The sequence below is a fragment of the Micromonospora sp. NPDC047756 genome, assembly GCF_055587245.1.
Genome location: NZ_JBVJGQ010000005.1, coordinates 359,964 through 371,466 on the forward strand (window position 1 = coordinate 359,964; position 11,503 = coordinate 371,466).

The window sequence follows — 11,503 nt, forward strand, 5'->3', positions numbered from 1 at the left end:
CACGAGCCCGTGCGAGGTATAAGGAAGGGTCGGAGGGCCCGTCCGCCTCCGCCCGGCAGACAGGTGCACGATGACCGACGGCTCCCCCGCCACCAACCGGCGTCCGATCGCCCCACCCGCGGCGCTCGGCGACCCGGAACGGTTGCGCGCGCTCGCGGACACCGGGCTCGACGCCACCCCGGACGAGGCGTTCGACAGATTCGCCCGGCTGGTCAGCGACCTGCTGGACGTGCCGGTCGCGTTGGTCTCCCTGGTCTCCGCCGACCGGCAGTTCTTTCCGGGCGCGGTCGGGTTGCCCGAGCCCTGGTCGCAGCGGCGGCAGACCCCGTTGAGCCACTCGTTCTGCCAGCACGTGGTGGACATCGAGGCCCCGATGGTGCTGCCGGACGCCCGGCTCTACCCCCGCGTCCGGGACAATCTGGCCATCGACGACCTCGGCGTGGTCGCGTACGCGGGAGTGCCGCTGACCGACCTCTCCGGCCGGGTGCTCGGCTCGCTCTGCGCCATCGACAGCAAACCTCGCGCCTGGACGGCGGCGCAACTGCGGACCCTGACCGACCTCGCCGCCGCCTGCTCGTCGGAGCTGCGGCTGCGGATCGCTCTCGACGGCGCACAGGAGGCGCAGCGGCGGGCCGTGCAGGCACACGAGCGGCTGGAGCTGCTGGCCGGGGTGAGCGAGACGTTGGCCGGCACCCTGGACGTGGGCACCGCGCTGCGTCGACTCGCCGCCACCATGGTGCCGCTGCTCGCCGACTGGTGCCTGCTCACCCTGATCGGGCCGACCGGCCTGCCCCGCGAGGTGGTCTCGGTGCACCGCGACCCGGCCCGCACCACGGACATCGACCGGTTCGGCGAGCTGCTGCGCACCGGCTTGAGCCCCGAGTCGGTCATCCGGGCGGTGCTGCGGACCGGCCAGCCCCGGCTCGGCAGCGCGGCGTCCCTGGCCGACGTCACGAGGGGCACCACGAACCCGGAGATGACACTGATCGCGCAGCGCCTGGGCATCGCCTCCTACCTGAGCGTGCCGGTGCGGGCCGCCAGCGGCACGGTGCTGGGGGCGATCACGCTCGTCAACGGCGGCCAGCGTCAGCCCTTCGACGACCGCGACCTGCTGACCGCGGTCGACATCGGCCGCCGGGCCGGCCAGGCCGTCGGCAACAGCTCGATGTACGGCGAGCAGCGGCACGTCGCCGAGGTCCTGCAACACAGCATGCTGCCCAAGCTGCCGGTGGTGGCGGAGCTGGAGCTGGCGGCCCGCTACCAGCCGGCGGCCGACCGGGTGGAGGTGGGCGGTGACTGGTATGACACCTTCGTGCAGCCCGACGGCGACGTGATCGCGGCGATCGGGGACGTGGCCGGGCACGACATCGAGGCAGCGGCGACGATGGGTCAGCTGCGCAACCTGGTGCGGGGCGACGCCTTCGGCCGGCCGGACGCGGTCGGGTCGCTGATGAGCAACCTGGACGGCGCCATCCGTGGCCTGCGGCTGCCGATCGCCGCCACCGCGACGCTGGTGCGGATCTGTCCGCAGCGCGCCGGTGTGCACGAGACGACCTGGTCCAACGCCGGGCACCCGCCGGCCCTGGTGGTCCGCTTCGGCGGGGCCGTCGAGGTCCTCCAGGGCACACCGGAGCCGCTGCTCGGACTGGCCCGCCCGTCGCGGCGGAGCAGCCACCGCACCAGCCTGGCCACCGGCGACACCCTGCTGCTCTACACCGACGGGCTGATCGAACGGCGGGACCGCTCGATCGACGAGGGGTTGGCCGAGTTGGCGGGCCGACTGTCCGACACCGACAAGCTGCCCCTCGACGAGCTGTGCGACCTGCTGCTCGCCTCGATCCGGCACCGTGAGGACGACACCGCGCTGCTGGCCCTACGGGCTCGGTGAGTGGCCCACCGGGGCTCATCGGGCGGGTCCGTCGGTACCCGTTGCATCTCGACGGGCCCGCCCGGGTCGCGCGGCGGGCTACCCTGGGCCGGGTGAGCGCCCGTCCCCCGTACCCTCGCATCCGCCGCCTCCGGGTGGCCCTCGCGGCGTCCTGCGCGGCGCTGCTGTTCACCGCCGGTTGCAGTTTCGGTGAGCCGGAGCCCGACCCGGCCGGCGAACCGCCCAACCTGCCCACCCCGTCCGCGTCGGCGGGCCCCGGTGGCGCCGGCCAGCAGGCGGTGGCGACGGTCCTCGCCAAGGGGCTGCGGGTGCCGTGGGCGATCGCCTTCCTGCCGGACGGCGGCGCGCTGGTCACCGAACGGGACAACGGCCGGATCCTCCAGGTCGGGCCCGAGTCCGGGCCGGACGGGCTGCGGGTCCGCCCGGTGCAGACGGTCCCCGACGTGGCGGCGGCGGGCGAGGGTGGCCTGCTCGGCATCGCCGTCTCGCCCGACTACGCCCGGGACCGGACGGTGTTCGTCTACTACACCGCCGAACGGGACAACCGGGTCGCCCGACTGCAACTCGGCGGGCAGCCCACCCCGATCCTCACCGGCATCCCCAAAGCCAATGTGCACAACGGCGGGGGGCTCGGCTTCGGCCCGGACAAGCAGCTCTACGTCAGCACCGGTGACGCCGGTCAGCGGCCCCTCTCGCAGGACGTGAAGAGCCTCGGCGGCAAGATCCTGCGGGTCACCCCGGACGGCAAGCCCGCCGCCGGCAACCCGTACCCCAACTCCCCGGTCTGGTCCCTGGGGCACCGCAACGTCCAGGGTTTCGCCTGGGACGCCGCGAAGCGGATGTACGCCGTGGAGTTCGGCCAGAACACCTGGGACGAGATCAACCAGATCACCAAGGGCGGCAACTACGGCTGGCCGGAGGTCGAGGGCCAGGCCGGCGACAAGCGGTTCACCGACCCGATCGCGCAGTGGGCGACGTCGGACGCGTCCTGCTCCGGTCTTGCCGCGACGGACCGGCTGCTGGTCACCGGTTGTCTGCGCGGCAAGCGCCTCTGGGTGATGGAGCTGACCGACACCGGCACCCTGCTCGGAAAGCCCAGTGAGCTGCTCACCAACCGTTACGGTCGGCTGCGTGCGGTGGCCGCGGCACCGGACGGGTCGCTCTGGGTGAGCACCTCCAACCACGACGGCCGGGGCAACCCGGCGGGCGACGACGACCGGCTCCTGCGGGTGGTCTTCGCGGGTGGTGACGGCGGACGCAGCTGATTGCGTCACCATCCGTTCAGGTTTGCCAAGATCTTCCGACGGGCAGGTCAGACTCTCAGCATGGACGGGCAACGCGACGAGCGGCACGACGACGCCGATGACCGGGACGACCCGGTGACCGGTGACGATCGGCCACGCCCGACCGGTTGGTGGGTCGGCGCGGCCGGTCCGCTGCGCCGCCTCGGGCTGGTCGTCGCCGTCCTCGCCGTGGCCCTGGCCGGGGCGGTGCTCGGGGTGCTGGCCGGTGGCCAGGTGAGCACCGACATCGGCCCGTTCCGGGCCAACCTCAGCATCTCCCCCGCCCGGGACGGCGGCACCACCGTCGACATCCCGCCGCTCGGCGCGCTGCTGCTCGACAGCCACAACGGGCCGACCCATCTCACCGTCCGGCTCGGCGCCCTCGACCAGGGGCGCACCGAGGCGCTGATCGACGACCCGGCCAGCATCAGCCGGGCCAGCCAGAGCGCGGTGGAGGACGTCCGCTCCGGGGTGATGCGCCTCGGTCTGCGTACCCTCGGCGCTTCGGTGCTCGTCACGTTGATCCTGGCCGGGCTGATCTTCCGCGACGTCCGGCGGACCGCCTGGGCGGGAGGGTTGGCGCTGCTGGTCACCGCCAGCAGCCTCGGCACGGCGGCGGCCACCCTCCGCCCGCAGGCCATCGAGGAGCCGCGCTACGAGGGGCTGCTGGTCAACGCGCCGGCCATCGTCGGTGACGCCCGCCGGATCGCCAACGACTACACCAAGTACGCGGAGCAGTTGCAGCGCCTGGTCGGCAACGTCAGCCAGCTCTACACCACGGTGTCGGCGCTTCCGCTGTTGGAGCCGACCCCGGGCACCACCCGGGTGCTGCACGTCTCCGACATGCACCTCAACCCGACCGGCTGGCAGCTGATCCGGACGGTCGTGGAGCAGTTCGGCATCGACGTGGTGATCGACACCGGGGACATCACCGACTGGGGCAGCGAACCGGAAGCCTCCTTCGTGGCCTCGATCGGGCTGCTGAAGAAGCCGTACGTCTTCATCCGGGGGAACCACGACTCCGGCAAGACCGCCGCCGCGGTGGCCCGTCAGCCGAACGCGATCGTGCTGAACAACACGACGACGACAGTCGCCGGGCTGACCATCGCCGGCATCGGCGACCCGCGCTTCACCCCGGACAAGAACACCTCCCCGGCCGGCAGCGGGTTGACCCAGCAGGTGGCCGACCAGGTGATCGGGGCGGGCAACCAGCTCGCCGCGACGGTCCGCAGCTCACCGCGACCGGTCAACATCGCGCTGGTGCACGACCCCGCGTCGGCCGGGCCGCTCGCCGGCACGTGCCCGTTGGTGCTGGCCGGGCACACCCACTCCCGGCAGGTCTCCGAGCTGCCGCAGGCGCCCGGGCAGCAGCCCACCACGCTGATGGTGGAGGGCTCCACCGGCGGCGCCGGGCTGCGCGGCCTGGAGGGCGAGAAGCCCACCCCGCTGTCGATGAGCGTGCTCTACTTCGACCAGCAGAAGCTGCTCCAGGCGTACGACACCATCACCGTGGGCGGCACCGGGCAGGCCCAGGTCAACCTGGAACGACGCCTGGTGGAGAACCCGGCCGCCGGCGTTCCCGCCACGCCCACGCCGACCCCGAGCGGCGGCGTTCCCGCCACACCCACGCCCACCCCGACCGGCTGAGCCGACGTCGACGCCGGCCGACGGGTCAGCGCAGGGCGATGGCGGCCAGGGCGGCGTTGACGATGCTGCCGGGCAGCAGGTCGTGCAGTTCGTACAGCTCGGCGACGCTGCCGGACTGGCCGAACTCGTCCACACCGAGCGGCACCGCCGGTGCGCCGACCGCCGAACCGAGCCAGGCCATCGCGTGCGACGCGGCGTCGTGCACCGACACCACCGGCACCCGATCGGCGAACGCGGACCGCAACGCGCCCGGCACGCTGGGCACCGTGGCCGTCCGTACGCCCTGGCGAAGGGTGCGCTGCCAGGCCCGGTAGAGCCGGTCCAGCGAGGTCACGTCCACCACGTGCGCGGCGACGCCCTCGTCGGCCAGCTCCGCCGCGGCGGCCAGCACCTCGGGCAGCACCGCGCCGGAGGCGGCCAGCTGCACCACCGGTGCGTCGACCAGGTGCGGGTACGCCTGGTGCGCGTCGACCAGCCGGTACGCCCCGGCGACGACCTGCCGGCGCAGCACCGCGTCGCCGAGCCGCGCCCGGGCCGCCTCGAACGGCGCCTGGTCCAACGGTCGGGTGCTCAACCGGAAGTAGTACGCGCCGTCCTCGGCGGGTGCGGCGGTGGCGGCCGGTGCCGACCCACCGGCGATCTGACCGAGCGCGTCGCAGAGCAACCAGTCGAGGGTGGCCGCGTACGCCGGCTCGATGAAGGTCACCCCGGGCAGCTCCAGACCGACCGACGCGGTGATCGTGGACTGGTGGGCGCCGCCCTCCGGGGCGAGGGTGATGCCGGACGGGGTGCCGGCCACCACGAACCGCGAGCCGGAGTACGTGCCGTACAGGAACGCGTCCAGGCCGCGCAGCACGAACGGGTCGTAGACGGTGCCCACCGGTAGCAGCGGCTGCCCGGACAGGTCCCAGGACAGCCCGAGCTGACCGAGCAGCAGGAACAGGTTCATCTCCGAGATGCCCAGCTCGATGTGCTGCCCAGCGGGGCTCTCGGTCCAGCGCAGCATCCGGTCCTCGGTCCAGGAACGCTGCTCGGTGGGGGCGAACACCCCGGTCTTGTTGATGAACCCGGCCAGGTTGGTGGAGGTGGCCACGTCCGGGGCTGTGGTGACCAGGTAGCGGCCCACCTCCCGGTCGCGCGCCAGGTCCACCAGCACCCGACCGAAGACCTCCTGCGTGGAGATCGGCTTGGTTGCGCGTACTCCTGTGCTTTCCGGGACGGTGACCCCCAGCGCACGCTCGCGCGGCGCACGGGACAGCGCCTCCCGGCGGGCACCGGCCTGGATCCCGGCGGGTGACGCCGGGTCGAGGCGGTCCCACTCGGTCTCGGCGGTCAACCCCTGCGCGGCGCGCAGCGTGTCGACCTGCTCCGAGCTGAGCAACGCGGAATGGTTGCGCGGGTTGCCGGCGATGGGCAACCCCCAACCCTTCACCGTGTACGCGAAGACGACGCTGGGCCGGTCGGTGACCGCGTCGCACTGGGCGTACGCGTCGAGCATCGCCTGAAGGTCGTGCCCGCCCAGGTCGGTGACGAGCGGGCCGAGGTCCTCGTCGTCGATGCCGGCGATCAGCTCGGCGATCCCGGCCGGCGCGCCGTCCAGGAACTGCTTGCGCAACGTTGGACCGGCCAGCCCGAACAGCGACTGGTACTGCTCGTTGGGCATCGCGTCGATCCAGTCGCGCAGCGCCCCACCACCCGGCCGGGCGTACGCCTCGGCGAGCTTACGGCCGTACTTGACCTCCACGACGTGCCAGCCGGCCGCCTCGAACTGGCCCCGCCACTGGTTGATCCGGATGCCGGGCACCACCCGGTCCAGCGACTGGCGGTTGAAGTCGACGAGCCACATGACGTTGCCCAGCCCGGTGGTCGCCGGGTCGGCCACCGCCTCCCAGATGTTCCCCTCGTCCAACTCGGCGTCGCCGATCAGCGCCACGAACCGGGAGTGCGGGCGGGCCCCGAAGTGCGCGTCGACGTACCGCCGGGTGGCGGCGGCGAAGAGCGGCGCGGCAGCGCCCAGACCCACCGAACCGGTGGAGAAGTCCACAGCGTCCGGGTCCTTGGTGCGCGACGGGTACGACTGGAGGCCGCCGCGGGCCCGCAGCCGGGGCAGGTAGGAGCGGTCCAGGTTGCCGAGCAGGTACTGGATGGCGTGGAACACCGGAGACGCGTGCGGCTTCACGGCGACCCGGTCCTCGGCGTCCAGGTGCGCGAACCAGAGCGCTGTCATCGCCGTGACCAGCGAGGCGCTGGACGCCTGATGGCCGCCGACCTTCACACCGTCGCCGGTGGCCCGGTCATGATTGGCGGCGTCCACGATCCGGGTGGCGAGCCAGAGCACCCGCCGCTGGATCTCGTCGAGGACATCGAGGTCATGCTGGGTCACTGTGGCTCCATCCAGGCGTCGCCGTTGACGCCCTCGCGAGGGGTGCGGGGTGGCCGCTCAGTCGGCAGGGGTGGCGGAAGGCCGCCGCCGGGTCACGGCAGCGGCCTCCTCCGGGCGGGTCTCTCAGCCCTGGACGCCGAGGCGCTCCAGGATCAGCTCACGCAGCGTCTTCGCGTCGGCCTGACCACGGGTGGTCTTCATGACCGCGCCGACCAGCGCGCCGACCGCCGCGACCTTGCCGCTGCGGATCTTGTCGGCGATGCCGGGGTTCGCGGCGATCGCCTCGTCCACGGCGGCGGTGAGCGCGCCGGTGTCCGACACGACCTCCAGGCCCCGGCTGGTCATGATCTCGGTGGGCGAACCCTCACCGTCGACCACGCCCTCCAACACCGTGCGGGCCATCTTGTCGTTGAGCTTGCCGGCGTCGACCAGACCCTGAAGCTCGGCGACCTGGGCGGGGGTGGCACCGATCTGGGCCAGCTCCACACCGCTCTCGTTGGCCCGGCGGGACAGCTCACCCAGCCACCACTTGCGGGCCGCCGCCGGGGTGGTGCCGGCGGCCACGGTGGCCTCGATCAGCTCGACCGCGCCAGCGTTCAACACCGACTGCATGTCCAGGTCGGAAAGGCCCCACTGCTCCTGGAGGCGACGCCGGTGCACCCGGGGCAGCTCCGGCAGGGCGGCCTTCAGCTCGGCGACCCAGGCCGGGTCCGGGGCGATCGGGACCAGATCCGGCTCGGGGAAGTACCGGTAGTCGGTGGCCGTCTCCTTCGAGCGACCCGGGGTGGTGTCACCGGTGTCCTCGTGGAAGTGGCGCGTCTCCTGGGTGATCCGGCCGCCTGCGTCCAGCACCGACGCCTGCCGCAGCATCTCCGAGCGGACCGCCCGCTCCACCGACCGCAGCGAGTTGACGTTCTTCGTCTCGGTGCGGGTGCCCCACTCCGCGCCCGGCAGGTTGAGCGAGGTGTTCACGTCGCACCGCAGCGAACCCTCCTCCATCCGCACGTCGGAGACGCCCAGGGTGCGGATCACGTCCCGCAGCTCGGCGACGTACGCCTTGGCCACCTCGGGGGCGAGCGCACCGGTGCCCGTGATCGGCTTGGTGACGATCTCGACCAGCGGGATGCCGGCCCGGTTGTAGTCGACCAGCGACTCCGTCGCCCCGTGGATGCGGCCGGTGGCGCCGCCAACGTGCAGCGTCTTGCCGGTGTCCTCCTCGAGGTGCACCCGCTCGATCTCGATCCGCACCGTCTCGCCGCCCACCTCGACATCCAGGTAACCATCGACGCAGATCGGCTCGTCGTACTGGCTGATCTGGAAGTTCTTCGGCATGTCCGGGTAGAAGTAGTTCTTCCGGGCGAACCGGCACCACTCGGCGATCGAGCAGTTCAACGCCAGGCCGATCCGGATGATCGCCTCGATGGCCGCCTTGTTGGCCACCGGCAGCGACCCGGGCAGGCCCAGGCACACCGGGCAGACCCGGGTGTTCGGCTCGCCGCCGAAGTCGGTCGGGCAACCGCACCACATCTTGGTGTTCGTGCCCAGCTCGACGTGGGTCTCCAGGCCGATCACCGGTTCGAAGCGCGCAACGACCTCGTCGTACGCGGGCAGTGTCGTGGTCATGAGACGCTCCAGGCGCGATCCGGACAGAACCTGTCCAGCCTAATGGGGTTGTCCGATCAATCCTCGGGCGGGTTTCGTCAGGGGCGGTGGCGTCGTCGACGGCGGAGTAGGTTACGGCGATGACGGATACGGGGAGAGAGTCAGGAGTGCCGGCCCGACCGGTCACGGAGGCCCGGCGGCGCTCAGGCCGGATGACCAGGGCCGCGGTGGTGCTGTTGGCGGCCACCGTCCCCGCCACGTTCGCCATCGGCATGCTGGTCTCCGACGGGAAACGGGATGCCGGCGACCCGCTGATCCGGCTGCTGCTCCTCCTGGTGACTGCGGCGTTGGGCGTCGCCGTCATCCTGCTGATCAACGCGTGGATGACGAGAAACTCTTCGGCGTCCGACGGCACCGACCCGGCCAGCCGGCGGCGGGTGAAGGCGGCACTGCGCGACGGGTCGACCACCGACCCGCGAATCGACGCGCTGGCCCGCAAGGAGGCCGAGCAGCAGGTGAATCGACGGTGGGTGTACTGGGCCCTCGGTGCGGTCCTGGCGTTGCAGCTGCTGAACGCCATCAGCACCGACCGGACGTCCACCCGCTGGACAGCCGGGCTGGCCGCGCTGGTCTGGGCTGTGCTGCTCTACCAGCACTGGCGCACCACCCAACGGGCCCGCCGCTACCTCGCCCGTCGGCCAGACGCCGAAACAACCGAGGCGGGTCACGGACCGGCGTGAACCGCCCGTCCCGACCCGCCCCGGCCCCGTTCGTGCCTACAGCGCCGGCGGGGTGAACGTGCCGATCGCCGACTCCAACGCGGCGGCGACCCGGTACATCCGGTCGTCGGCCATCGTCGGGGCCATCACCTGCAGACCGACCGGCAGCCCCTCGGAGAGCCCACACGGCACCGAGATGCCCGGCCCGCCGTACAGGTTCGTCGGAATCGTGTAAAGGTCGGCCAGGTACATCTGGTACGGGTCGGCGGTCCGCGCACCCATCGGGAACGCCACCGACGGGGTGGTCGGCGAGATCAGCGCGTCGACCCGCTCGAACGCGGCAGTGAAGTCCCGGGTGATCAGCGTCCGGACCTTCTGCGCCTGCCCGTAGTACGCGTCGTAGTAACCCGACGACAGCGCGTACGTGCCGATCATGATGCGGCGCTTGACCTCCGGGCCGAAGCCGGCCTCGCGGGTCAGCGACATGACCTCCTCCAGCGACCGGTTGCCGTCGTCGCCGACCCGCAGCCCGAACCGGACACCGTCGAACCGGGCCAGGTTGGAGGAACACTCGCTCGGGGCGATCAGGTAGTACGCCGGCAGGGCGTACGCGAACGTCGGGCAGGACACCTCGACGACCTCGGCACCCATCTTGGTCAGCGCGTCCACCGACTCACGGAACGCGGCCATCACGCCCGGCTCGGCACCCTCGCCCACGAACTCGCTCACGATGCCCAGCCGCACACCGGTCAGGTCACCCGTGGCGCCGAGCTTCGCCGCCGCCACCACGTCCGGCACCGGCTGCGGGATCGAGGTGGAGTCACGCGGGTCGTGCCCGCCGATCACCTGATGCAGCAGGGCCGCGTCGAGCACGTTGCGGGCACACGGGCCCGGAGTGTCCAGCGACGAGGAGAAGGCCACCAGCCCGTACCGGGACGTGCCGCCGTAGGTGGGCTTCGCGCCCACCGTGCCGGTGACCGCGCCGGGCTGACGAATCGAGCCGCCGGTGTCCGAGCCGATCGCCAGCGGCGCCTCGTACGCGGCCAACGCGGCAGCGCTGCCACCACCCGAGCCACCGGGGATCCGGCTCAGGTCCCACGGGTTGTGCGTCGGGCCGTACGCCGAATATTCGGTGGAGGAGCCCATGGCGAACTCGTCCATGTTGGTCTTGCCGAGCATCACCGTGCCGGCCTCGCGCAGCCGCTGCACGATCGTCGCGTCGTACGGCGGGCGCCAGCCCTCCAGGATCTTCGACCCCACCGTGGTCGGAATGCCCCGGGTGGCGAGCACGTCCTTGACCGCGACCGGCACACCCGCGAGCGGGCCCAACTCCTCGCCGGCGGCCCGGCGCTCGTCCACCGCGCGGGCAGCGGCGAGCGCACCCTCGGTGTCGACGTGCAGGAAGGCGTGCACCCGGTCGTCGACCGCGGCGATCCGATCCAGGTGCGCCTGGGTCACCTCGACTGCGGACGTCTCGCCCCCGGCGACCAGGGCCGCGATCTCCGTCGCGGTCATTCCAATGAGATCGCTCATGCCGTCACTCCGCTGCCGCTCGCTCATGAGGCCACATCCTCGGTCAGGATCCGCGGTACGCGGAACCGCTGGTCCTCGGCGTCGGGCGCGCCCGACAGCGCTTCCTCCGGGGTCAGGCACGGCGTGACGACGTCCTCGCGGAAGACGTTCGTCAGCGGCACCGAGTGCGAGGTCGGCGGGATGTCCGCGGCGGCGACCTCGCCGACCTGGGCGACCGCCTGGAGGATCACGTCGAGCTGGCCGGCGAACGTGTCCAGCTCCTCCTCGGTGACGGCGAGCCGCGACAGGCGCGCCAGGTGCGCGACCTCCTCGCGGGAGATGGCGGCCATCCGTGCCCCCTTCTGAATTCCTGCTGGTCGGGCGGTGTGCCGGCCGCGCGACAGGTGGAGCGTGACACGCGGTGACCGGAGCGAGTCTATTGTTTCGCTCCGGTGCCGCGTCCCCGACT

The 11,503-nt window shown here is 72.2% G+C and carries 8 protein-coding genes; 4 read left to right on the forward strand and 4 right to left on the reverse strand.

Annotated elements, in window-relative coordinates; all coding sequences use genetic code 11:
• Nucleotides 1-70: 70 nt before the first annotated feature.
• The 3 genes from ACZ6NZ_RS18315 (at nucleotide 71) to ACZ6NZ_RS18325 (ending at nucleotide 4,818) form a co-directional block, all read left to right on the forward strand.
• Entirely contained in the window at nucleotides 71-1,888 is a 1,818-nt protein-coding gene (locus ACZ6NZ_RS18315; RefSeq protein WP_465859158.1) for a SpoIIE family protein phosphatase, read from the forward strand.
• Nucleotides 1,889-1,980: 92 nt separating this feature from the next.
• Complete coding sequence (locus ACZ6NZ_RS18320) at nucleotides 1,981-3,153, forward strand: PQQ-dependent sugar dehydrogenase (RefSeq protein WP_465859160.1); 1,173 nt, start codon at nucleotides 1,981-1,983, stop codon at nucleotides 3,151-3,153.
• Nucleotides 3,154-3,213: 60 nt separating this feature from the next.
• On the forward strand, nucleotides 3,214-4,818 hold the full coding sequence (locus ACZ6NZ_RS18325; RefSeq protein WP_465859162.1) for a metallophosphoesterase: 1,605 nt from the start codon (nucleotides 3,214-3,216) through the stop codon (nucleotides 4,816-4,818).
• 25 nt (nucleotides 4,819-4,843) lie between these two features.
• Here the strand turns inward: ACZ6NZ_RS18325 and ACZ6NZ_RS18330 are convergent, their stop codons facing one another.
• Both ACZ6NZ_RS18330 and gatB read right to left on the reverse strand, forming a co-directional pair.
• The gene (locus ACZ6NZ_RS18330) at nucleotides 4,844-7,201 is read right to left on the reverse strand and encodes a transketolase-like TK C-terminal-containing protein (protein WP_465859164.1); all 2,358 of its coding nucleotides are present in this window, start codon (nucleotides 7,199-7,201) and stop codon (nucleotides 4,844-4,846) included.
• A gap of 123 nt (nucleotides 7,202-7,324) precedes the next feature.
• Nucleotides 7,325-8,824: an Asp-tRNA(Asn)/Glu-tRNA(Gln) amidotransferase subunit GatB gene (gene gatB / locus ACZ6NZ_RS18335; protein WP_465859166.1), complete on the reverse strand. Its 1,500-nt coding sequence runs from the start codon at nucleotides 8,822-8,824 to the stop codon at nucleotides 7,325-7,327.
• A gap of 191 nt (nucleotides 8,825-9,015) precedes the next feature.
• Here gatB and ACZ6NZ_RS18340 point away from each other — a divergent pair, with 191 nt between their 5' ends.
• Nucleotides 9,016-9,543, forward strand: a complete 528-nt coding sequence (locus tag ACZ6NZ_RS18340) for a hypothetical protein (protein WP_465859167.1) — start codon at nucleotides 9,016-9,018, stop codon at nucleotides 9,541-9,543.
• 36 nt (nucleotides 9,544-9,579) lie between these two features.
• Here the strand turns inward: ACZ6NZ_RS18340 and gatA are convergent, their stop codons facing one another.
• Entirely contained in the window at nucleotides 9,580-11,055 is a 1,476-nt protein-coding gene (gatA, locus tag ACZ6NZ_RS18345) for an Asp-tRNA(Asn)/Glu-tRNA(Gln) amidotransferase subunit GatA (RefSeq protein ID WP_124859764.1), read from the reverse strand.
• 23 nt (nucleotides 11,056-11,078) lie between these two features.
• Complete coding sequence (gatC, locus tag ACZ6NZ_RS18350) at nucleotides 11,079-11,384, reverse strand: Asp-tRNA(Asn)/Glu-tRNA(Gln) amidotransferase subunit GatC (protein ID WP_354889995.1); 306 nt, start codon at nucleotides 11,382-11,384, stop codon at nucleotides 11,079-11,081.
• Nucleotides 11,385-11,503: the final 119 nt, after the last annotated feature.

Excerpts from the sequence above, each read along its gene's own strand:
- ACZ6NZ_RS18325 (WP_465859162.1), top strand. The coding sequence starts at position 3,214 with ATGGACGGGCAACGCGACGAGCGGCACGACGACGCCGATGACCGGGAC.
- gatA (WP_124859764.1), bottom strand. The coding sequence starts at position 11,055 with ATGAGCGATCTCATTGGAATGACCGCGACGGAGATCGCGGCCCTGGTC.
- ACZ6NZ_RS18315 (WP_465859158.1), top strand. The coding sequence starts at position 71 with ATGACCGACGGCTCCCCCGCCACCAACCGGCGTCCGATCGCCCCACCC.
- gatB (WP_465859166.1), bottom strand. The coding sequence starts at position 8,824 with ATGACCACGACACTGCCCGCGTACGACGAGGTCGTTGCGCGCTTCGAA.
- gatC (WP_354889995.1), bottom strand. The coding sequence starts at position 11,384 with ATGGCCGCCATCTCCCGCGAGGAGGTCGCGCACCTGGCGCGCCTGTCG.
- ACZ6NZ_RS18340 (WP_465859167.1), top strand. The coding sequence starts at position 9,016 with ATGACCAGGGCCGCGGTGGTGCTGTTGGCGGCCACCGTCCCCGCCACG.